Genomic DNA, 21,251 nt, shown 5'->3' with positions numbered 1-21,251 from the left:
GCGCTGTCTGTCGGTGCCGGGTTTTTCTTCACTCTGCCGCCTAGAAGCCTGTCGCCATGCGTCCTGCCCGTGCCCTGATCGACCTCCAAGCCCTGCGCCACAATTACCAACTGGCCCGTGAAGTCACGGGGGCCAAGGCCCTCGCCGTGGTCAAGGCCGATGCCTATGGCCACGGCGCCGTGCGCGTGGCCCAGGCGCTGGAAGCTGAGGCGGATGGTTTCGCCGTGGCGTGCATCGAGGAAGCGCTGGAGCTGCGTGCCGCGGGGATTCGCGCGCCGGTGCTGTTGCTGGAAGGGTTCTTCGAAGCCGACGAGCTGCCGCTGATCATCGAGCATGATTTCTGGTGCGTGGTGCATTCGCTGTGGCAGTTGGACGCGATTGAGCAGGCCCGGTTGAGCAAGCCGCTGACCATCTGGCTCAAGTTGGATTCGGGCATGCATCGTGTCGGCCTGCATCCCAAGGATTACCACGAGGCTTATCAGCGCCTGCTGGCCAGCGGTAAAGTGGCGAAAATCGTATTGATGAGCCACTTCGCCCGTGCCGACGAGCTCGATTGTGTACGCAGCAATGAACAAGTGGCGGTGTTTGAAGCGGCGCGCCAAGGCTTGTCGGCCGAGGTGAGCCTGCGCAATTCGCCTTCCGTGATGGGCTGGCCGAACGTCTCCAGCGACTGGGTGCGCCCAGGCATCATGCTCTACGGCGCCACGCCATTTGGCGAAGACCAGGCCATTGCCGCCCGCTTGCAGCCGGTGATGACGCTCGAATCCAAAGTCATCTGTGTGCGCGAACTGCCGGCCGGCGAGCCGGTGGGCTACGGCGCCAAGTTCATCACACCCAAACCGATGCGGATCGGCGTGGTCGCCATGGGCTATGCCGATGGTTATCCACGTCACGCGCCCACTGGCACACCGGTGTTGGTGGCGGGCCAGCGCAGCCAGTTGCTGGGCCGTGTATCCATGGACATGCTGTGTGTCGACCTCACCGACGTGCCGCAGGCCGGGCTCGGTTCCACCGTGGAGCTGTGGGGCAAAACCATTCTCGCCAGCGACGTTGCGACTGCTGCCGAGACCATTCCCTACCAGATCTTCTGCAACCTGCGCCGCGTGCCAAGGCTCTATTCCGGGGCTTGAACAAGGCCTACGAGTGGAGCTGACCAGGATTTAGGCCCAAGTGTTGTAAATACTGAACGCTGTCGCCATGATAACGCTCAATTACAACAACGCCTGAATCCTAGGAGGCTCCTGCATTGGACGTCGGCGAACGACTGCAATCCATCCGTAAACTGAAGGGTCTTTCCCAGCGCGAGCTCGCCAAGCGCGCGGGTGTCACCAACAGCACCATTTCGATGATCGAAAAAAACAGTGTCAGCCCCTCAATCAGCTCCTTGCGCAAGGTGCTGGGCGGCATTCCCATGTCGATGGTCGAGTTCTTTTCCGAGGAGATCCTCCAGGAAAAACCGACCCAGATCGTCTATAAAGCCAATGAGCTGATCGACATATCGGACGGCGCCGTCACCATGAAACTGGTCGGCCGCGCACACCCCAGCCGGGCGATCGCGTTTCTCAACGAGATTTACCCGCCGGGCGCCGACACCGGCGAAGAAATGCTCACCCATGAAGGCGAGGAAACCGGAATTCTGGTGGAAGGTCGCCTGGAGTTGGTGGTCGGTCTTGAAACTTTTGTGCTCGAAGCCGGCGATAGCTACTACTTTGAAAGCACCAAGCCGCATCGTTTTCGCAACCCGTTCGACGTGCCGGCGCGACTAATCAGCGCAGCCACACCCGCGAACTTTTGACACAAGAGGCGTGCTGCCAGCGTTGCAGACACTCCCGTAGCTGTACGCCGCAGGGCTGAATCTCCCTTTATTTAATAGGGTTGTTTCGGCCGGACGGGCTAACCGTTATACTTTCGCCGCCTGCGAAACCGTGGCCGCAGGCGTGAATAGCCACCATTGAGGGTGAACGCGTGAACCTAATTATGAAAATGCTGGCTGCACCAGCAACCGTACTGGCCCTATGGGCTGTCAGCGCTCAAGCTGCGACCAATGATGAAATTGCCAAGCGCCTGGAACCTGTCGGCCAAGTCTGTGTTCAGGGCCAGGAATGCAAAGGGATGGAAGTGGCGGTGGCAACCGGTGGCGGCGGCGGTGCAAAAACGCCGGATGACGTGATCGCCAAGCACTGCAACGCCTGCCACGGCACCGGCCTGCTGGGTGCACCGAAAATCGGTGACACCGCTGCCTGGAAAGACCGCGCCGATCACCAGGGCGGCCTCGACGGCCTGCTCGCCAAGGCGATCACCGGCCTCAACGCCATGCCGCCTAAAGGCACCTGCGCTGATTGCTCGGACGACGAGCTTAAAGGTGCGATCGAGAAGATGTCGGGGCTTAAATAAACCGATCTTCGCCAAAAAGCCGCTGCCCAGCGGCTTTTTTGTGCCCGTGATTTAAGTTTGCAGGCTGTTCATTGCAGCAAAGACCCGGCAAGCTCGGTCCAACCCCTAATCATGGAATGTTCAGGAGGGTCGGATGGTGCAGTTGTGTTCAATCGAGCAAGCAGTTGACGACGTATTGGCGCGCTTGCCCGCGCATATCCACATGGGCATGCCCCTGGGCCTGGGCAAGCCCAACCTGTTCGTCAACGCGCTGTACCGGCGCATCGCCAAGTTGCCGGAGCGGGCGCTGACGATCTACACCGCGCTGGCCCTGGGTCGTCCGACCTTGGGCGACGGTTTGCAGAAGCGCTTTCTCGAGCCCTTCATCGAACGCGTATTTGGCGACTACCCCGAGCTGGATTTTCTCGCCGACCTGCACAAGGACAGCCTGCCCGCGAACATCCGCGTGCAGCAGTTCTTCATGCAGCCCGGCAGCCTGCTCCACAGCGCATCGGCGCAGCAGGATTACGTCAGCAGCAATTACAGTCACGCGGCGCGCGACATCAACGCCGCCGGCCTGAATCTGGTGGCGCAACTGGTGGCCAGCAGCACTGAGCATCCGGATCGCCTGAGCTTGAGCTGCAACCCCGACATCACACTCGACCTGCTGCCGATGATCGAAAAGCGCCGTGAGGATGGCGAAACCATCCTGATCGTTGGCCAAGTGCACTCCGATCTGCCCTACATGCCGGGCGATGCCGAACTGGGCATGGACGCGTTCGATTACCTGATCGACGAAAAGGACAGCACCACGCTGTTCTCCACACCCAATATGCCGGTGGGCTTGCAGGACCACTTTATCGGTGTGCATGCCAGCACGCTGGTGCGCGATGGCGGCACGTTGCAGATCGGTATCGGCTCCATGGGCGATGCGCTGACCGCCGCCTTGCTGGCGCGCCAGGCGGATAACGAGGCTTATCGACTGCTGCTCACCGAACTTGATGTGTATCAGTGGGCGCCCCTGATCAGCCGCGAAGGCGGTGTGTCGCCCTTTGCCCGTGGCCTGTATGGCTGCAGCGAAATGTTCGTCAACGGCCTGCTGGTACTGGCCGACGCCGGCATTATCCGGCGCAAGGTTTACCCGGATGTGGCGACCCAGGCGCAAGCCAATGCCGGCACGCTGGACGACGCGGCGCAACCTGACGGCGTGTCGATCCATGGCGGTTTCTTTCTCGGGCCGCGCAGTTTTTACCAGCGCCTGCAGGAAATGACGCACGCCAAGCGCCTCGAATTCAACATGACGCGCATCAGCTACATCAACGAGCTGTATGGCCAGGAAGAGCTCAAGCGCCTGCAACGCCTGGACGCGCGGTTTATCAACAGCGCGATCATGGTGACCTTGCTCGGCGCAGGTGTGGCCGATCAGCTGGAAGATGGCCGCGTGCTCAGCGGCGTCGGCGGGCAGTACAACTTTGTTGCGCAAGGCCATGCATTGGAAGGCGCGCGTTCGATCCTGATCCTGCGCAGCTGGCGCGAGTCGGCTGGCGAGGTCAGTTCCAATATTGTCTGGGAGTACGGCCACTGCACCATTCCCCGGCACCTGCGCGATATCGTCATCACCGAGTACGGGATTGCCGATTTGCGTGGGCAGACAGACGCCAAGGTGATCGAGGCGCTGCTGAATATCACCGACTCGCGCTTTCAGAACGACTTGATCGAACAGGCACAAAAGGCCGGCAAATTACCCAAGGATTTCCAGCTGGACCCACGCTTTGCCGACAATACGCCCGAGCGGCTCAAGGGCATTCAGGCGCGGCATCACCGGCTGTTTCCGGAGTATCCGCTGGGCACTGACTTCACGGATGAGGAGAAGGATTTGTTGCGCGCTTTGAACTGGCTCAAAAGCAAATTCAAGCTGACGGAGATTCTGGAGTTGGGCAAGGCGGCGCTGGATGCACCGGAGCCGGAGGCGTTTCCTGAGCATCTCAAACGGATGCGGTTGGATAAGCCGGACGGGCTGAAAGAAGATCTGTACCAGCGCCTGTTGCTCGCCGGCCTACAGGCCACCGCACACTAAAAATTTCCACGAAACCAAATGTGGGAGGGGGCTTGCCCCCGATTGCGGTGTATCAGTCACCCATGTGTTGGCTGACCCACTGCTATCGGGGGCAAGCCCCCTCCCACATTTTGATCTGTGTTCACTTGGGGTTTGCGGTGCTGCCCATTACTCGATGAACGTGACCACGCCACCGGCCAGCGACTTCACGCGCGCCAGCGATTCAACTCGATAACCCTGCGCATCCAGCTCGGCACGGCCACCCTGGAACGACTTCTCGATCACAATCCCCAAACCCGCAACAGTCGCGCCGGCTTGTTTGATGATCGAGATCAGCGCCTGGGACGCCTTGCCGTTGGCCAGGAAGTCATCGATCACCAGCACGCGGTCGCTGCTGGTTAAGTGACGCGGGGAGATCGCCACGGTGCTTTCGACCTTCTTGGTGAAGGAATACACGGTCGCCGACAGCAGGTTTTCCGTCAGGGTCAGGGACTGCTGCTTGCGGGCGAAAATCACCGGCACGCCAAGGTTAAGGCCGGTCATGATCGCCGGCGCAATGCCCGAGGCTTCGATGGTGACGATCTTGGTGATGCCCGAGTCCTTGAAGCGCTCGGCGAATTCGTCGCCGATCAGTTTCATCAGCGCCGGGTCGATCTGGTGGTTCAGAAAGGCGTCGACCTTGAGTACCTGATCGGAAAGCACGATGCCTTCTTCGCGAATTTTCTTGTGCAGTGCTTCCACGGAAAGCTTCCTCTAATGGCGCGGTGTGCGCCGAAAGTAGATTAAAAAGTAGTCGATTCTAGCGCTTTAACATCGCGCGTATGTCCGCCAAGGCGGTATTGCCGCGAACGGCCTTCACCTCGGTCGGGGTGTCGTCATTGCCTTCCCAGGCCAGATCGTCCGGTGGTAGTTCGTCGAGGAACCGGCTGGGGGCACAGTCGATGATTTCGCCGTATTGCTTACGCTTGGCGGCGAAGGTGAAGGCCAACGTCTGACGCGCGCGGGTAATGCCCACGTAGGCCAGGCGCCGTTCTTCTTCGATAGTGTCGGCTTCGATGCTGGAACGGTGCGGGAGGATTTCCTCTTCCATGCCCATGATGAACACGTAGGGGAATTCCAGCCCCTTGGAGGCATGCAAGGTCATCATCTGCACGCCTTCGGCGCCGTCTTCCTCTTCTTGCTGGCGCTCGAGCATGTCGCGCAGCACCAGCTTGCCGATGGCGTCTTCGACGGTCATCTCGCCGTCTTCGTCTTTTTCCAGGGTGTTTTTCAGCGCTTCGATCAGGAACCAGACGTTGCCCATGCGGTAATCCGCGGCTTTGTCGCTGGAGCTGTTGGTGCGCAGCCAGTTTTCATAGTCGATGTCCATGACCATGCTGCGCAGCGCGCTGATCGGGTCTTCGCCGGCGCACTGCTCGCGCACCTTGTCCATGAAGCGCTTGAAGCGCGACAGTCGGTCGGTGAAGCGTGTGTCCAAGTGCTCGCCCAGTCCGATTTCGTCGGTGGCGGCGTACATCGAGATTTTGCGTTCAGTGGCGTAGTTGCCGAGCTTTTCCAACGTAGTCGAACCGATTTCCCGGCGCGGCACGTTGATCACGCGCAGGAAGGCGTTGTCGTCGTCCGGGTTCACGATCAGGCGGAAGTAAGCCATCAGGTCTTTTACTTCCTGGCGTCCGAAAAAGCTGTTGCCGCCCGACAGGCGATACGGCACCTGGTGGTGCTGCAATTTCAGTTCGATCAGCTTGGCCTGGTAGTTGCCGCGGTACAGGATCGCAAAGTCGCTGTACGGGCGGTCGGTGCGCAAGTGCAGGCTGAGGATTTCCACGGCCACGCGTTCGGCTTCGGCGTCTTCATTGCGGCAGCGGATCACGCGGATTTCGTCGCCGTGGCCCATCTCGCTCCACAGTTGTTTTTCAAACTCGTGGGGGTTGTTGGAGATGAGCACGTTGGCGCAACGCAGGATGCGGCTGGTGGAGCGGTAGTTTTGCTCCAGCATCACCACTTTCAGGGACGGATAGTCGTCCTTTAGCAGCATCAGGTTTTCCGGGCGCGCACCGCGCCAGGCATAGATCGACTGGTCGTCGTCGCCCACCACGGTGAACTGGTTGCGCGTGCCGATCAGCATCTTCACCAGCAGGTATTGGCTGGCGTTGGTGTCCTGGTATTCGTCCACCAGCAGGTAGCGGACCTTGTTCTGCCATTTTTCGAGGATGTCGGCGTGTTCCTCGAACAGCTTTACCGGCAGCAGGATCAGGTCGTCGAAGTCCACCGCGTTGAACGCCTTGAGCGTGCGCTGGTAGTGGGTGTAGACGATGGCAGCGGTCTGTTCCTTGGGGTTGCGCGCGTTTTCCAGGGCCTGGGGCGGCAGGATCAGGTCGTTTTTCCAGGCGCCGATCATGTTCTTGATCTCATCCACGCCGTCGTCGCCTGCGTATTCCTTTTGCATGATGTCGGTCATCAGCGACTTCACATCGGTTTCGTCGAAGATCGAGAAACCGGGCTTGTAGCCCAGCCGCGCATGCTCCTTGCGGATGATGTTCAGGCCCAGGTTGTGGAAGGTACACACCGTGAGGCCACGGCCTTCGCCGCCCTTGAGCAGCGTGCCGACACGCTCTTTCATTTCGCGCGCCGCCTTGTTGGTAAAGGTCATGGCGACGATGTACTGGGCGCGGATGCCACAGTTCTGGATCAGGTGCGCGATCTTGCGGGTGATCACGCTGGTCTTGCCGGAGCCCGCGCCGGCGAGCACCAATAGAGGGCCGCCGACGTAGTTCACGGCTTCTTGCTGCCGGGGATTGAGTCGGGACATACAGAATTCAGGGAGTCGTTGTTCAAAAGGGCGGGCATTTTAACAGGCTCGCAGGATTCTGCTCTCACAGAACGACAGTGTGACGTACCACTCGATCTAAATTTGCCGGTTTTGATACTTTGCCGCAGGATGTGTGGGCCTTCTGTCCTGAAGATCGGGACGAATGCTTACAGTCAGCGTATTTGATAACCCTTATCATTGGTGATTATCAGGCCGCGCGTCATAATGCCCGCCGCCAACGAAATTTTGCAGAGTCTAGGGAGCTAGCTTGTCTACGCCTGTCGAACCCTTGCGTTTGCTGCTACTGGCCGATGAGCCAGCGTGGGCAGCGTTGTTGCGCGAGTGCCTGGCGCCGATGGGCGATGGGGCTGTGCTGATCAGTGCGCCCAACTGGGACTCGGTGAGTCGTCTGTTCGATGACGACCACTCGGCCGTGTTATTGACCACGCCCAGCCTGCAACCCTGCCCCGGCCGTTGCAACTTGCCGTGCATATTGTTGCTGGAGCAGGAACCTCTGGTTTCGCCGCTGGGTGTCAGCGATTGGTTGATCCGTGACGTATTGGATGCCGATACATTGCGCCGCTGCCTGCGCCATGTCCGCGAGCGCGGCGTGCTGGAGACCACCTTGCAGCGCCTGGCAGAACAGGACCCGCTCACCGGGATCGCCAATCGCCAGGGTTTCCAGACCCTGCTGGCGGCGCGTCTGGTTGAAAACGAAGGCCGCGGCCTGGCGCTCGGCCACCTTGACCTCGATAACTTTCGCCATGCCAACGACGCTTTAGGCCATCAGGCCGGTGACCGGTTGATCCTGCAAGTGGTCTCGCGCCTCAAGAGCCAGCTCGAAGCCGGGGACCAGTTGGCGCGTCTGGGCAGCGATGAGTTCGCCCTGCTGATTGATACGCGCCGCGCGCCCCAGCGCGCCGAATGGATGGCCGAACGCATCACCGAAGCCATGGCCGAACCCTATTGGGTGGATGGCGAAAGCCTGTTGATCGGCTGCAGCCTGGGCGTGGCGCATGCCCGCGCGCGCGCTGGCGCCGACCCGCTGATGTGGCACGCGCACATCGCCATGCAGCAAGCCAAAAGTACGCAAGGCTGCACCTTTCATATCTTCAACGAACGCATCAACCGCAACGCGCGCAGCCTGGCCGACCTGGAAAGTGAACTGCGCCGCGCATTGCGCCGCGACGAGCTGGAACTGCACTACCAACCGCGCCTGGACCTGGACGACGGGCATATTGTCGGCCTGGAAGCCTTGGTGCGCTGGCGCCATGGCGAACGCGGCCTGTTGCCACCCAGCGAGTTCGTGCCGCTGGCCGAACAGAGCGGCCTGATTGTGCCGCTGGGCTACTGGGTGATCTCCCGTGCCCTGCGCGACATGCAAGACCTGCGCGAACGCGGCCTGCCGCCGCTGCACATGGCGGTCAATCTGTCGTTTCGCCAGTTCCAGGACAGCCAACTGCTCTCGACCCTCAGCCGGCTGATTGCCGAGCGCGGCGTGGAAGCGCAGTGGCTGGAGTTCGAATTGACCGAAACCGCCGTCATGCGCCGCAGTGACTTGGTCAAACAGACCATGGACGCCCTCGGCCGCCTGGGCGTGCGGTTTTCCCTGGATGACTTCGGCACCGGATTTTCGTCGTTCGTGCACCTCAACAGCCTGCCGATTGCCTTGTTGAAGATCGACAAGAGCTTTGTCGGCGGCATGGAAGAGCGCGAAGAGAACCGCAAGCTGGTGCACGCCATGATCAACCTGGCGCACAATCTCAACCTGGAAGTGGTGGCTGAAGGCGTTGAAACGCCCGAGCAACTGGCGCTGTTGCGCTTGTTTGGCTGCGATCAGGCGCAGGGGTATTTGATCAGCAAGCCATTGCCGTTGCCGGAGTTGGTGGAATACCTGACATTCGGCAAAAGCCAGCAGGCTTTGCTGGGCTGAACTGGCTTGTGTGGGAGCTGGCTTGCCTGCGATGCAGACGCCTCGGTGTGTCAGGCATAGGCAGGTGAGGCCATCGCAGGCAAGCCAGCTCCCACATTGACCGAGTACAGTCTCTAGTCTGGCTGCATGGCTTGGAATTCAGCGCGAATTTCCGGCTCCCGCCGAATCATCCTTTTCATCTTCGCCTCAAACGCCCAGGTCAAACTGACGGCCGCGCAGGCCAGGCCCAACGCCAGGCCCCACCACACACCGGTCGGCCCCCAGCCGAGGGTGAACGCCATCAACCACGCCGCCGGCGCGCCGATCAGCCAGTAGCAGCCCAAGCCCACCAGAAAGGTCGTCTTGGCGTCCTTCAACCCACGGATGCAGCCCATGGCGATGGTCTGCACACCGTCGAACAATTCGAACCAGGCCGCCACGGCCAGCAGGCTGACGGCAAGGACGATGACGTCGTGGAAGGCTGGGTCGTTATGGTCGAGGAACAGCCCGATAAGCGCATCGGAAAACAGCCACAGCACTGCGGCAAATCCCAACATCACTGCCGCACCGAATCCGATGCCGACCCGCCCGGCCATGCGCGCTTGCAGCAACTGCCCGGCGCCGTAATGCTGGCCGATGCGCATGGTGATCGCGTACGACATCCCCGCTGGCACCATGAATGCTACCGAGACGATTTGCAGGGCAATCTGATGCGCCGCCAGTTGCGTACTGCCCATGGTGCCCATGCACAGCGCCGCGAAGGCAAACAAGCCGACCTCCACCGCATAGGTGCCGCCAATCGGCAGGCCCAGGCGCCACAGCTCGCGCAGATACAGGGTGTTGAGGCGCAGCAGGCCTGAACTCAGCGGGTAGGCGGCGTAAGCCCGGTTGCTGCGGATGTACCACATCAGCGCCAAGGCCATGCTGTTGGCGACAATCGCGGTGACCAGGCCAATACCCATCAATCCCAGTTTCGGCAGGCCGAACATGCCTTCTATCAAGGCGTGGTTGAGGACGTAGTTGAGCACCGTGCCGCACAGGCTGATCACCATCACTGGGGTGGCTTTGCCGATAGCGCTGGTAAAGCCGCGCAAGGCCATGAAGCTCAGGTAGCCGGGCAGGGCGAACGGCAGGATGGTCAGAAATTGCCCCGCCGCGTGCACGTTGGTTTCGGTCTGGCCGAACATCAGCAATACGGGCTTGAGGTTCCACAGCAGCAAGCCGGCCACCAGTGCCATCAGCCAGGCAAGCCACAGCCCGGCCTGGGTCAGGCGGGTGGCGCCTTCGATGTCGCCGGCGCCGTGGCGGATGGCCACAAGCGTGCCCACTGCAGCAATCACGCCGATGCAGAAAATCGCCACAAACGAATAGCTCGCCGCGCCCAGGCCGCCGCCGGCAAGGGCTTCGGGGCTCAGGCGGGCCATCATCAGCGTGTCGGTCAGCACCATCAACATGTGCGCCAACTGTGAGGCAATCAACGGCCCCGAAAGCCGCAGAATGGCCCAGAGTTCAGTACGCACCGGATGCTGCATGGTCATCACGCTCAAAAAGTCAGAAGGTTGGGGAGGGGTTGATTCTCGGCGCTCCCAACGCATTACACAAAAGGATAAAAGCGATCGTTCGCATGATTAAAACTCATGGTAGAGTTTGGGCTTGCTCTGTCGGAGGTTTCCCTATGCCACGTCGTCTCCCTCCGTTGTACGCCTTGCGCGCATTTGAGGCCGCTTCACGGCACAACTCCTTTACCCGCGCGGCAGAGGAGCTGTCGATCACGCAAAGTGCCGTCAGCCGGCATATCCGCACACTTGAAGAGCATTTTGCCTGCCGCCTGTTCCAGCGCAGCGGCCGCAACCTGCAGCTCACCGAAGCGGCGCGCTTGCTGCTGCCCGGCGTGCGCGAGGGTTTCGCTGCGCTGGAGCGCGCCTGCCACACCCTGAATGCCGAGGACGACATCCTGCGCATGAAAGCGCCGTCGACCCTGACCATGCGCTGGTTGCTGGCGCGGCTCAGCCGCTTCCGGGCGTTGCAGCCGGGCAATGAGGTGCAACTGACCAGTGCGTGGATGAGCGTGGACGAAGTGGACTTCAACCAAGAGCCGTTCGATTGCGCGGTATTGCTGAGCTACGGGCACTTTCCGGCGGACTGGGAGGCCAGTTACCTGTTCCCCGAACTGCTGATCCCCGTGGGCGCCCCCAACCTGCTGGCAGACGGGCCGTGGGACGTAACGCGCCTGGCGTGCGCTGAGCTGCTGCACCCCACGCCCGACCGCCGCGACTGGCGCAATTGGCTGCAGCGCATGGGGCTGGCATCTCAGGTCTCGCTCAAGGGCGGGCAGGTGTTCGACACGCTTGAGCTGGGCATGATTGCCGCAGCACGGGGTTACGGGGTGTCGATGGGCGATTTGCTGATGGTCGCCGAAGACGTGGCCCAGGGACGATTGAGCCTGCCGTGGCCGACCGCCGTGGCCAGTGGCGAAAATTACTATCTGGTGTGGCCGAAAACCCGCCCCGGTGGTGAGCGTTTAAGGCGCTTGGCGGAATTTCTCCAGGGTGAGGTCAAGGCCATGGAGTTGCCCCAGGTCGAGCGCCTCGACTGAAGCATTTGTGCAATCGTTTGCGCGATACCCCTGTGAATCGCTCAAGTATTCCCCGCGCCCGCCGAATAAGGTGTGTTGGAACAACCGTGCACCAACGTTTCCCACTCGATAATTTGCCGAGTAGCGCTATGAGATCAGGATGATCCTGGCCTCGGCCAGGAGCTGTCATGTCTCAACCTCGCGCTCGGATTGCCTCCCAGTTAGGCCTCGCATTAGCCGTGATACTGGCTGTCGTCATCAGCGGCAGTACGGTTTTCGCCCTGCGGTCGCTCGACTCCGCCAACCTCGACACCCGCGAGGAACACCTGGCCAGCGAAGCGCGTTTGCTCGCCGACCAACTCAATACCTTCCACAGCACCTTGCGCGAAAGTACCCAGCGTTTGAGCGGGCTGTTTGAAAAGCGCTTCGGTGCGGGGTTGAGTGTGCGCGGCGAGCAGCAGGTTGCAGTGGCGGGTGTACAAACCCCGAGCCTGTTCCTGGGCAACAACCTGTTGAACAACGATTTCGATGAGGTTGATGAATTCAAGGACACCTCCGGCGGCGTGGCCACCGTATTTGTGCGCAGCGGCGAAGACTTTGTCCGCATCAGCACGTCCCTGACCAAACAAGACGGCAGCCGCGCCATCGGTACGGCGCTGGACCACCAGCATCCGGCCTACCAACGCCTGCTTGCCGGGCAAAGTTACGTCGGCCGCGCCGTGCTGTTCGACCGCTCCTACATGACCCAATACACACCGGTGCGCGATGCCGGCGGCAAAGTGATTGCGGTGCTGTTTGTCGGTTTCGACTACACCGACGCCCAGAAAGCCCAGTTTGAAAACCTCAAGCGCTTCCGTATCGGCAAAACGGGTTCCCTTGCGCTGCTGGACGAACAGAAACACTGGCTGGTGCCCCCGGCCGGCGTGCAGGCGCTGGACCAGGCGGTACCGGTGATGCTCGACCTGGCCAAAAAGCCGGGCGAGGGGCGCTTCTGGAGCGACAAGAACGAAGATTTCTACAGCGTCTCGGTGCCGTTTGAAGGCGGCCCATGGTCGGTGGTGGCGAGCATGCCGAAATCCGAAATTCGCGAGGTGACCTGGGCCGTTGGTATTCGCCTGGTGATTGGCAGCGTGTTGGCAATGTTGTTCGCGGTGGGCGCGGCGGTCTGGCTGTTGCGCAGCAAGTTGCAGCCCTTGAGTGACCTGGTGCGTCAAGCCGAAGCCCTCGGCGCGGGTGACTTGAGTGTGCGCCTCAATGTGTCCAGTAATGACGAAATAGGCCAACTGGCACGCAGCTTCAACCAGATGGGTGAAGCCCTGTCGACCATGGTCTCGCATATCCGCAAGGCCGCCGAAGAGGTCAACAGCCGAGCCCAGGCCTTGTCCGGTTTGTCGGGTGGTGCCTATGAGGGCATGGAGCAGCAGTCCGGCGAAATCACCAGCATGGCCGGCGCGGTGGAAGAGTTCAGCGCCACCTCGCTGAACATCGCCGACAACATGGGCAACACCGAACGACTGGCCCAGGAAAACGCCCAGCAGACGCGCATCGGCCGTACCTCAATGCAAGAGGCGTCGTCGTCCCTGGAACATATCGCCACCGCGCTGAACAGCACGGCCACGGTGATCAATACCCTCGGCCAACGCTCCCAGGAAATCGGCGGGATTGTCGGCGTGATTACCTCGATCGCCGAACAGACCAACCTGCTGGCGCTCAACGCGGCCATCGAAGCCGCCCGCGCCGGTGAACAGGGCCGTGGTTTCGCCGTGGTTGCTGACGAGGTGCGCAACCTGGCCTCGCGCACCCGCCAGGCTACTGATGAAATCTCCGGGATGATCCACAGCATTCAGCAGGAAACCGGTAATGCCATCAGCACCATGGAACACGGCAATGCGTTGATGCAGGAAGGCCTGTCGCGCAACGCCGACGTGGCTTCGGCGCTGGCGCGTATCGACGAGCAAAGCCGCTCGGCCGGTCAGCAATTTGCGGCAATTACCACGGCAACCCAGGAACAGAGCAGCACCGCGACGTTGCTCAGCAGCAATTTGCAGAGCATTGCGCTGGCCAACAGCGAGCAGCGTGAAGTGGTGTCGAACCTGGCCGTTACCGCCAAAGAGCTGGAAACCCTGGCGGCTGGTTTGCGGCATGAGGTCGATCGGTTTCGTTGAGGCTTAGCGCTCGCCCGACGTTTTGCGCTGTGATCCGCCCCAACGTGCTGCCCGGCAGATCTTCGCCATGGCGATGGGGTATGCCGATGACTTGATGCTGAATCCTTCTACTGAGTCGGCAGAGGCGGCGCTGGATGAAGTGATGGAAGTGGCGAGGCTGTTGCTGGTTTTCACCGTATAAGTATCCACACTACTTTTGGCGGCCAGCATATTCCTCCGTGGCGAGCGGGCTTGCCCCGCGTTGGAGTGCGAAGCGCTCCCAGTGCGGCCGCCATGTTTCAACTGTTGGACCGCGTCGCCGGTTTTTAGGGCTGCTGCGCAGCCCAACGCGGGGCAAGCCCGCTCGCCACACCAAACCCGCTTGCCATGGATTTTGCGTTTTCAGGCTAGCTCACCGCCGCAGGCCGATATTGCAATGCCTCGGCCAAGTGATGCCGAGCAATATTCTCAACCCGCTCAAGGTCTGCCAGCGTGCGCGCCACCTTGAGCAAGCGATGTGCCGCGCGCAGCGACAGCGTCAGCCGCTCGCAGGCGCTTTCCAGCCAGCCTTCATCGGCTTTCGCCAATTGGCAGTGTTTGCGTAACCCTGGCAAATCCAGAAAGGCATTGGCGCAACCCTGGCGCTTGAGTTGGCGCTCGCGGGCGTCGGCCACCTGTGCCGAGGCCTTTGCCGTGTTATCGCCCGGCTGCTGGGTCGGGTTAAGTGCGGTGGTTTCCCGGGCGACGGTAAGGTGCAAGTCGATCCGGTCCAGCAGGGGGCCGGAAAGTTTGTTGCGATAGCGCTGAATCTGCTCCGGCGTACACCGACAGCGTCCACTGGGCTCGCCCATATACCCGCAAGGGCAGGGGTTCATGGCCGCCACCAGTTGAAAACGTGCGGGGAAACTCACTCGGTCGCGGGCACGAGAAATGACGATGTGTCCCGATTCAAGCGGTTCGCGCAGCACCTCCAGGACCTTGCGATCGAACTCCGGCAACTCATCCAGAAACAACACGCCGTGGTGGGCGAGGGTGATTTCCCCCGGTTGCGGTTTTGATCCGCCGCCCACCAGCGCCGGCCCCGAGGCTGAGTGGTGTGGCTGACGGAACGGGCGGTGCGGCCAATGGCTCAGTGGTGCGAGGCTGACCACTGACTGGATCGCCGCCACTTCCAGCGCTTCCTGCTCGCTCAACGGCGGCAGCAACCCCGGCAGCCGGCTGGCCAGCAAAGTCTTGCCGGTGCCGGGCGGCCCGCTGAACAGCAGGTTATGCGCGCCCGCCGCAGCGATCAGCAGCGCGCGCTTGGCCGCCAGTTGCCCTTGTACTTCGCTCAGGTCTGGATAGGGCTTGTTCAGGTACTGCAAGCCATCAGACTTGTAGGGCTCGATCGGCACCTGCCCATTCAGGTGCGCCACCACCTGCAGCAAGTGATCCACCGCAATCACCTTCAACCCAGAGGCCAGGCACGCCTCCTCGGCATTCGCCCGCGGCACTATCACGGTGCGCCCGGCCTTGCGGGCTGCCAGCGCTGCCGGCAACACGCCTTTCACTGCGCGTACTTCGCCGGACAATGCCAATTCGCCCAGGCATTCCACGTCATCGAGCATCAACGCCGGCACCTGCACACTGGCCGCCAGGATCCCTAAGGCAATCGCCAAATCAAAACGCCCGCCGTCCTTGGGCAGGTCGGCGGGCGCGAGGTTGAGGGTGATGCGCCGGGCTGGGTATTGCAGCGTGCAATTGAGGATGGCGCTGCGCACGCGGTCCTTGCTTTCCTTGACGGCGGTTTCCGGCAGGCCCACCAGTGTCAGGGACGGCAGACCATTGGCCATGTGCACTTCAACCGTGACGGCAGGGGCTTCGACGCCGATCTGGGCGCGGCTGTGGACGATGGCGAGGGACATGCTCGTTCCTTGAAAGAGAGGCCGCTTCCTGCGGGTTTTTCAAGGGTAGACGAGGTGGGGAAGAGCGAGGCGGGGGAGGTTTTACAGAACGTATCCGGAGTCGTTTACAGCGCTTTATGTGGGAGCTGGCTTGCCTGCGATGCAGACGCCTCGGTGTATCAGAAAGACTGAGGCGATGCTATCGCAGGCAAGCCAGCTCCCACATTGACCGTGTTTATTCAGCGGCAGGTGGCGTCAGCCGCGCTTCCAACTCCGCGACCTTCGCCTCGAGGCTCTCCAGCCGTGCACGCGTGCGGGCCAGCACCACCATTTGGCTATCAAACTCTTCCCGGCTCACCAGGTCGAGTTTGCTGAAGCCGCTTTGCAGCAGCGCCTTGAACTGGCTTTCGATTTCGTTGCGAGGCAGCGGGGTATCGCCGCTGAACAGGCGAGAGGCGTGGCCGCTCAGGGCGTCGAGGAGATCTTTGGGCGCGAGCATGGGAAACATTCCGGAAAAACTGTTGGCGGGCAGTGTATCACGCAGCGTCTATAGTCTTTTTCACCGCCTGGAGCGCACGCTTTTCGCGCAGTGCTCCGGGCGGCCGCGCACTGTTTTTGTGCGCATTGGCGTCGCCAAAACGCCCCGCAGGTGGGCATAAGTGGGCAAAGGACTGATTTCAGTGATTTTTACGGAGCTGGCAAGGTTTCTGCTTAGACGATCATGACCCATGCACTGATGCAGTCGCTGTGACGAATGCAGTGCGCCGACGGATCAGGGGTACAGGTTTCGTCACCAGTGGTTCGCTGGCGTCGCAACGGCAAATGCCGAGGCGACGACGCGTTACAAAGCCAGGCACTGCGCTTAGACTTGAGACGGGTTTGTTTTCCTGGGGCAAGTCCACCAATTCGGGAGAGAGTTTTCATGAAGCTAGTCACTGCCATCATCAAGCCGTTCAAGTTGGACGATGTACGCGAGTCGCTGTCCGAGATCGGCGTGCAGGGCATTACCGTTACTGAGGTCAAAGGCTTCGGTCGGCAGAAGGGTCACACCGAGCTGTATCGCGGCGCGGAATACGTGGTCGATTTTCTGCCAAAGGTGAAGATTGATGTCGCCATTGACGACAAGGATCTTGACCGGGTTATCGAGGCGATAACCAAGGCCGCCAACACCGGCAAGATCGGTGACGGCAAGATCTTCGTGGTCAATCTGGAACAGGCTATTCGCATCCGTACCGGCGAAACCGATACCGACGCAATCTAAGCCGCCAAACCCCAACGCCCCAGGAGAAAACAATATGACTCTGCGTAAATTCGCAGGGCTAGGAGCCCTGTTGTCCCTCGTAATGCCGGCCCTGGCCATGGCGGCGGACCCAGTACCTGCTCCAGTCCTCAATTCCGGCGACACCGCGTGGATGCTCACGTCCACCGCGCTGGTACTGTTCATGACCATTCCAGGCCTCGCGCTGTTCTACGGCGGCATGGTTCGCTCCAAAAACATTCTTTCCGTGATGATGCAGTGCTTCGCCATCACCGGTCTGATCACCATTTTGTGGTTCGTTTACGGCTACAGCATGGCGTTCGACACTACCGGTATGGAAGCAGGCGTCGTCAACCTCAACTCGTTCGTGGGCGGCCTGTCCAAACTGTTCCTGTCGGGTGTCACCCCGGCGAGCATCACCGGCCCTGCGGCGCTGTTCCCTGAGGCGGTGTTCGTCACTTTCCAGATGACGTTCGCCATCATTACGCCTGCGCTGATCGTCGGTGCCTTCGCCGAGCGTATGAAGTTCTCCGCGATGCTGATCTTCATGGGCGTCTGGTTCACCCTGGTCTACGCACCGATTGCGCACATGGTGTGGGGCGGTCCGGGTTCGTTGCTGGGCGATTGGGGCGTGCTGGACTTCGCCGGCGGCACCGTGGTGCACATCAACGCCGGTGTGGCTGGCCTGGTGGCGTGCCTGGTACTCGGCAAGCGTAAAGGCTTCCCAACCACGCCGATGGCGCCTCACAACCTGGGTTACACCCTGGTCGGTGCTGCCATGCTGTGGGTCGGTTGGTTTGGCTTCAACGCCGGTTCTGCGGCTGCGGCCAACGGCACTGCAGGTATGGCGATGCTGGTCACTCAGATTGCGACCGCTGCTGCCGCGCTGGGCTGGATGTTTGCCGAGTGGGTCACCCACGGTAAGCCAAGCGCACTGGGCATCGCCTCGGGCGTCGTCGCCGGCCTGGTTGCAATCACCCCGGCTGCGGGCACCGTGGGCCCAATGGGCGCCCTGGTGATCGGTCTGGCGGCGGGTGTAGTGTGCTTCTTCTGCGCCACTACCCTGAAACGCAAACTGGGCTACGACGACTCCCTGGACGCCTTCGGCGTGCACGGTATCGGCGGTATCCTCGGCGCGATCCTGACCGGCGTGTTCGCGGCGCCTTCTCTGGGCGGCTTCAACGCGGCGACCACTGACATCGCAGCGCAAGTCTGGATCCAGTGCAAAGGCGTCGGCTTCACCGTGATCTACACGGCTATCGTGACCTTCATCATCCTCAAGGTGCTGGACATGGTCATGGGCCTGCGGGTTACTGACGAAGAAGAGGCTGTGGGCCTCGACCTGGCACAACACAACGAGCGCGGCTACAACTTGTAAGTACGCGAAAAAAAGATGCCCGGCTTGCCGGGCATTTTTTTGTCTGGGGTTTGTCTGTGGCTAAAGGTGTACGGGTTTATGCCGACTTTGTGATGGGATCCACACGGCACTTTTAAGGGTGTGAATCTCTTACAGGCATGTAGGTGTATTCGGTACTTTGTTTTTTTCCAGAGCGCGCTAGAATGCGCGCCGATGGGCGGAGAACTGTATGTGGCAACAGACCCTGATAACCCTGCGGGCCAAGCCCCGGGGCTTTCACTTGGTGACGGATGAGTTGCTCGCCGGCCTGCCTGAGTTGAAGGCGTGCCGTGTGGGCCTGTTGCATTTGTGGTTGCAGCACACCTCGGCTTCGTTGACGGTCAACGAAAATGCCGACCCGGCGGTTCGCCGTGACTTCGAGCGTTTTTTCAACTCGCTGGTGCCGCAAGGGCGTGCAGGGTTCGAACACAACGACGAAGGTCCGGATGATCTGCCGGCGCACTTCAAGGCCAGTCTCCTGGGCTGCCAGCTGAGTTTGCCGGTCAAGGCCGGCCGCTTGGCGATGGGGACCTGGCAAGGTGTTTATCTGGGCGAGCACCGTGATCATGGCGGTGCTCGTAAAGTCCTCGCCACCTTGCACGGTGATGGGGCATAAGCCACTGGTAATCCGGTGGATGTTGATTTTTTTCCGGCGACCTCGACAGAGGGTGAAGCTGGGCTATAACTAATCTGCTTTTCGCAAGTCATGAGGTAGAACATGAGCGACGATGATCTGGAAAACGACGAACTCGAAGTCGGTGACGACGACGAGGCCGAAGAAGGTCTTGAGGCGGCAGCTGAGGACGTTGCTGACGACGACGGTGGTGATGATGCACCTGTCCCGGCAGCCAAAGGCAAAGCCAAGGCCGCTGTTTCGGTAGATGAACTGCCAAGCGTTGAAGCCAAGAACAAAGAGCGCGATGCGCTGGCCCGTGCGATGGAAGAATTCCTCGCCAAAGGCGGCAAAGTGCAGGAAGTCGAGGCCAACGTGGTTGCAGATCCACCGAAGAAGCCGGATAACAAGTACGGTAGCCGTCCTATCTGAGGTCAGCCGCTCGCTTGCATGAAAAAGCCCGCCGTCGCTGCGGGCTTTTTCATGGATGTAATAAATCCTACGGGTCACCACCCATCAAATGTGGGAGCGGGCGTGTTCGTGAAGTGCTCTGTCAGTTGCTGATGGGCTGACTGATACACCGCATTCGCGAGCAAGCCCGCTCCCGTATTTTGATTTTTAGTGTTGCCGCGATAGCGTTACTGCCAACTGCGAAGCAACGGCGGCAGCTCGTTCAAGCGACGAATTTCCGCATCCGGGCGCTTATCCGCTTCCCATGCCTTGCCCGTCGGGTTGAACCACACCGCCCGCAGCCCGGCCTGCTGCGCCCCGGCGATGTCATCGCCGGGGTGATCGCCAATATGCACGGCCTGACTGGCGTCCACGCCGGCGCGTTGCAGCGCTTCCTGAAACAGTCGCGCATCCGGCTTGGCGATGCCGATATCTTCGGCGCGCAGCGCAAAGTGGAAATAGTCTGCCAGGCCCACGCGCTGCACGTCGGCGTTGCCGTTGGTGATCACGCCCAGGAGGAAATGCTGGCGCAATGCTTGAAGCATCGGCTCGGCCTCAGGAAAAGGCGTGAGCTGGTGCCGGGCGTGAATGAACGCCTCATAGCACACGTCTGCCATTTGCGTGGCCTCGGGCTGTGGATAACCCGCCTCTTCAAACGCGTGCATCAGCACGCGGTGGCGCAGGAGGCTGATGCGGTACTTGAGCTCGGGATGGCGCTCCAACACCTTCTGGCGAAGGCTGGCGAAATGCTCAAGAGGCAAATCGCCGACCTTGGAGGCATGGGTCGCCAGCCATTCGCGCATCGACGCTTCGGCGCCGATGATGACGGGTACGTTGTCCCAGAGTGTGTCGTCCAGGTCGAAGGTGATCAGCTTGATACTCATGAGTCGCCGCCCTTGATGCGTTTGGCCCGTGGATGGGCGCTGTCGTACACCGTCGCCAGGTGTTGGAAGTCGAGGTGGGTGTAGATCTGCGTGGTCTTGATGTCGGCGTGGCCGAGCAGCTCCTGCACCGCGCGCAGGTCCTGGGACGATTCCAGCAGATGGCTGGCAAAGGAATGTCGCAGCATGTGCGGGTGCAGATTCTGCCCCAGCTCGCGCTCACCGGCGAGCTTGACCCGCACCTGGATCGCCCGTGGACCGAGGCGTCGGCCCTGCTGGCTGACAAACACCGCGTCGTCCGCGGGGTTGGTCAACAGACGCAGCGGCAACCACAGCTGCAAGGCTTCCCGAGCCTTGCGGCCGACCGGCAGCACACGGGTCTTGCTGCCTTTGCCGAGCACTTGCACCAGGCCGTCCGCCAGGTCCAGTTGATCGAGGTTCAGGCCGGTCAATTCTGACAAGCGCAGGCCCGAGGAATAGAACAGCTCGAGGATGGCCTGGTCGCGGTGGGCAAGGAAGTCGTCTTCGACGGCACCGTCGAGCAATTGCAGGGCGCGATCAGTGTCGAGGGTCTTGGGCAGGCGCCGTTCGCCCTTGGGCGGGGCCAGGCCATTGGCCGGGTCGTGATCGCACAGGCCTTCACGGTTGAGGTAGTGATACAGGCCGCGCACCGCCGAAAGCAATCGCGACAGGCTGCGTGAAGACTGGCCTTGCTGGTGCAGTCGCGCGATGAGGCTGCGCAGGCTCTGGATATCCAGGGCTTTCCAGCTGGCGATCTGTTGTTTTTCGCAGTACGCCAGGACCTTGTTCAAGTCCCGCCGATAAGCTTCCAGCGTATGGGGCGACACCTGGCGCTCGTTGCGCAGGTGAGCGCAATAAGCGTCCAGTTGCCGTTCCATGG

General features: G+C 61.0%; 18 protein-coding genes and 1 pseudogene. 12 read left to right on the top strand and 7 right to left on the bottom strand.

Features of this window, described 5'->3' with window-relative positions; translation table 11 throughout:
• The first annotated feature begins 56 nt into the window (after positions 1–56).
• The 4 genes from alr (at position 57) to ABWL43_RS28395 (ending at position 4,450) form a co-directional block, all read left to right on the top strand.
• The gene (gene alr / locus ABWL43_RS28410; protein WP_145158108.1) at positions 57–1,130 is read left to right on the top strand and encodes an alanine racemase; all 1,074 of its coding nucleotides are present in this window, start codon (positions 57–59) and stop codon (positions 1,128–1,130) included.
• A gap of 116 nt (positions 1,131–1,246) precedes the next feature.
• Positions 1,247–1,795, top strand: a complete 549-nt coding sequence (locus ABWL43_RS28405) for a cupin domain-containing protein (RefSeq protein ID WP_017135864.1) — start codon at positions 1,247–1,249, stop codon at positions 1,793–1,795.
• Positions 1,796–1,977: 182 nt separating this feature from the next.
• On the top strand, positions 1,978–2,394 hold the full coding sequence (locus ABWL43_RS28400; protein ID WP_404488504.1) for a c-type cytochrome: 417 nt from the start codon (positions 1,978–1,980) through the stop codon (positions 2,392–2,394).
• A 133-nt stretch (positions 2,395–2,527) separates the two neighbouring features.
• A complete protein-coding gene (locus ABWL43_RS28395; RefSeq protein WP_404485927.1) occupies positions 2,528–4,450 on the top strand; it encodes an acetyl-CoA hydrolase/transferase C-terminal domain-containing protein in 1,923 nt (640 codons plus the stop codon).
• A 147-nt stretch (positions 4,451–4,597) separates the two neighbouring features.
• Here the strand turns inward: ABWL43_RS28395 and ABWL43_RS28390 are convergent, their stop codons facing one another.
• Positions 4,598–5,170 (bottom strand): xanthine phosphoribosyltransferase, encoded by a 573-nt coding sequence (locus ABWL43_RS28390; protein WP_094948722.1) that lies wholly within the window; start codon positions 5,168–5,170, stop codon positions 4,598–4,600.
• Positions 5,171–5,228: 58 nt separating this feature from the next.
• Positions 5,229–7,238 carry a DNA helicase Rep gene (gene rep / locus ABWL43_RS28385; protein ID WP_053258644.1) on the bottom strand — a complete coding sequence of 670 codons (2,010 nt, stop codon included), beginning with the start codon at positions 7,236–7,238 and terminating at the stop codon, positions 5,229–5,231.
• A gap of 268 nt (positions 7,239–7,506) precedes the next feature.
• Here rep and ABWL43_RS28380 point away from each other — a divergent pair, with 268 nt between their 5' ends.
• Complete coding sequence (locus ABWL43_RS28380; protein WP_145158102.1) at positions 7,507–9,171, top strand: bifunctional diguanylate cyclase/phosphodiesterase; 1,665 nt, start codon at positions 7,507–7,509, stop codon at positions 9,169–9,171.
• 113 nt (positions 9,172–9,284) lie between these two features.
• On the opposite strand, the gene ABWL43_RS28375 is transcribed toward ABWL43_RS28380, so the two are convergent.
• Positions 9,285–10,688 carry a NorM family multidrug efflux MATE transporter gene (locus tag ABWL43_RS28375; RefSeq protein ID WP_404485924.1) on the bottom strand — a complete coding sequence of 468 codons (1,404 nt, stop codon included), beginning with the start codon at positions 10,686–10,688 and terminating at the stop codon, positions 9,285–9,287.
• 137 nt (positions 10,689–10,825) lie between these two features.
• On the opposite strand from ABWL43_RS28375, the gene ABWL43_RS28370 reads away from it, so the two are divergent.
• From ABWL43_RS28370 to ABWL43_RS28360, 3 genes and pseudogenes are all read left to right on the top strand, one after another.
• Positions 10,826–11,746: a LysR substrate-binding domain-containing protein gene (locus ABWL43_RS28370; RefSeq protein WP_124418743.1), complete on the top strand. Its 921-nt coding sequence runs from the start codon at positions 10,826–10,828 to the stop codon at positions 11,744–11,746.
• A 167-nt stretch (positions 11,747–11,913) separates the two neighbouring features.
• Positions 11,914–13,890 (top strand): methyl-accepting chemotaxis protein, encoded by a 1,977-nt coding sequence (locus ABWL43_RS28365; RefSeq protein ID WP_145158097.1) that lies wholly within the window; start codon positions 11,914–11,916, stop codon positions 13,888–13,890.
• A 19-nt stretch (positions 13,891–13,909) separates the two neighbouring features.
• Positions 13,910–14,071 (top strand): annotated as a pseudogene (locus tag ABWL43_RS28360) (TetR/AcrR family transcriptional regulator); the annotation flags it as partial.
• A 205-nt stretch (positions 14,072–14,276) separates the two neighbouring features.
• On the opposite strand, the gene ABWL43_RS28355 reads toward ABWL43_RS28360, so the two are convergent.
• On the bottom strand, positions 14,277–15,773 hold the full coding sequence (locus ABWL43_RS28355) for a YifB family Mg chelatase-like AAA ATPase (protein WP_404485921.1): 1,497 nt from the start codon (positions 15,771–15,773) through the stop codon (positions 14,277–14,279).
• Positions 15,774–15,987: 214 nt separating this feature from the next.
• On the bottom strand, positions 15,988–16,251 hold the full coding sequence (locus ABWL43_RS28350) for an accessory factor UbiK family protein (RefSeq protein WP_145158091.1): 264 nt from the start codon (positions 16,249–16,251) through the stop codon (positions 15,988–15,990).
• A gap of 423 nt (positions 16,252–16,674) precedes the next feature.
• Here ABWL43_RS28350 and glnK point away from each other — a divergent pair, with 423 nt between their 5' ends.
• From glnK to sutA, 4 genes are all read left to right on the top strand, one after another.
• Positions 16,675–17,013, top strand: a complete 339-nt coding sequence (gene glnK / locus ABWL43_RS28345) for a P-II family nitrogen regulator (RefSeq protein ID WP_002555808.1) — start codon at positions 16,675–16,677, stop codon at positions 17,011–17,013.
• A gap of 34 nt (positions 17,014–17,047) precedes the next feature.
• The gene (locus tag ABWL43_RS28340; RefSeq protein WP_145158088.1) at positions 17,048–18,388 is read left to right on the top strand and encodes an ammonium transporter; all 1,341 of its coding nucleotides are present in this window, start codon (positions 17,048–17,050) and stop codon (positions 18,386–18,388) included.
• A gap of 208 nt (positions 18,389–18,596) precedes the next feature.
• Entirely contained in the window at positions 18,597–19,022 is a 426-nt protein-coding gene (locus ABWL43_RS28335; RefSeq protein ID WP_071485166.1) for a secondary thiamine-phosphate synthase enzyme YjbQ, read from the top strand.
• Between the two features lie 102 nt (positions 19,023–19,124).
• The gene (gene sutA, locus ABWL43_RS28330) at positions 19,125–19,451 is read left to right on the top strand and encodes a transcriptional regulator SutA (protein ID WP_106575834.1); all 327 of its coding nucleotides are present in this window, start codon (positions 19,125–19,127) and stop codon (positions 19,449–19,451) included.
• 206 nt (positions 19,452–19,657) lie between these two features.
• On the opposite strand, the gene ABWL43_RS28325 is transcribed toward sutA, so the two are convergent.
• Both ABWL43_RS28325 and xerC read right to left on the bottom strand, forming a co-directional pair.
• Complete coding sequence (locus tag ABWL43_RS28325) at positions 19,658–20,353, bottom strand: HAD family hydrolase (protein ID WP_404485915.1); 696 nt, start codon at positions 20,351–20,353, stop codon at positions 19,658–19,660.
• Complete coding sequence (gene xerC / locus ABWL43_RS28320) at positions 20,350–21,249, bottom strand: tyrosine recombinase XerC (RefSeq protein WP_124418740.1); 900 nt, start codon at positions 21,247–21,249, stop codon at positions 20,350–20,352. The genes ABWL43_RS28325 and xerC overlap by 4 nt, the downstream gene beginning before the upstream one ends.
• Between the last annotated feature and the right edge of the window lie 2 nt (positions 21,250–21,251).

The sequence above is a fragment of the Pseudomonas sp. HT11 genome (assembly GCF_044875395.1).
Taxonomy (GTDB): Bacteria; Pseudomonadota; Gammaproteobacteria; order Pseudomonadales; family Pseudomonadaceae; genus Aquipseudomonas.
Note: the sequence above shows the minus strand (reverse complement) of the source record. Positions and strands in the feature narration are given on the sequence as shown.

Bases quoted from the DNA above. Each gene is read 5' to 3' on its own strand.
- sutA (WP_106575834.1), top strand. From the start codon at position 19,125: ATGAGCGACGATGATCTGGAAAACGACGAACTCGAAGTCGGTGACGAC.
- glnK (WP_002555808.1), top strand. From the start codon at position 16,675: ATGAAGCTAGTCACTGCCATCATCAAGCCGTTCAAGTTGGACGATGTA.
- ABWL43_RS28370 (WP_124418743.1), top strand. From the start codon at position 10,826: ATGCCACGTCGTCTCCCTCCGTTGTACGCCTTGCGCGCATTTGAGGCC.
- ABWL43_RS28365 (WP_145158097.1), top strand. From the start codon at position 11,914: ATGTCTCAACCTCGCGCTCGGATTGCCTCCCAGTTAGGCCTCGCATTA.
- ABWL43_RS28355 (WP_404485921.1), bottom strand. From the start codon at position 15,773: ATGTCCCTCGCCATCGTCCACAGCCGCGCCCAGATCGGCGTCGAAGCC.
- ABWL43_RS28400 (WP_404488504.1), top strand. From the start codon at position 1,978: ATGAAAATGCTGGCTGCACCAGCAACCGTACTGGCCCTATGGGCTGTC.
- rep (WP_053258644.1), bottom strand. From the start codon at position 7,238: ATGTCCCGACTCAATCCCCGGCAGCAAGAAGCCGTGAACTACGTCGGC.
- xerC (WP_124418740.1), bottom strand. From the start codon at position 21,249: ATGGAACGGCAACTGGACGCTTATTGCGCTCACCTGCGCAACGAGCGC.
- ABWL43_RS28340 (WP_145158088.1), top strand. From the start codon at position 17,048: ATGACTCTGCGTAAATTCGCAGGGCTAGGAGCCCTGTTGTCCCTCGTA.
- ABWL43_RS28350 (WP_145158091.1), bottom strand. From the start codon at position 16,251: ATGCTCGCGCCCAAAGATCTCCTCGACGCCCTGAGCGGCCACGCCTCT.
- ABWL43_RS28395 (WP_404485927.1), top strand. From the start codon at position 2,528: ATGGTGCAGTTGTGTTCAATCGAGCAAGCAGTTGACGACGTATTGGCG.
- ABWL43_RS28325 (WP_404485915.1), bottom strand. From the start codon at position 20,353: ATGAGTATCAAGCTGATCACCTTCGACCTGGACGACACACTCTGGGAC.
- ABWL43_RS28335 (WP_071485166.1), top strand. From the start codon at position 18,597: ATGTGGCAACAGACCCTGATAACCCTGCGGGCCAAGCCCCGGGGCTTT.
- ABWL43_RS28375 (WP_404485924.1), bottom strand. From the start codon at position 10,688: ATGACCATGCAGCATCCGGTGCGTACTGAACTCTGGGCCATTCTGCGG.
- alr (WP_145158108.1), top strand. From the start codon at position 57: ATGCGTCCTGCCCGTGCCCTGATCGACCTCCAAGCCCTGCGCCACAAT.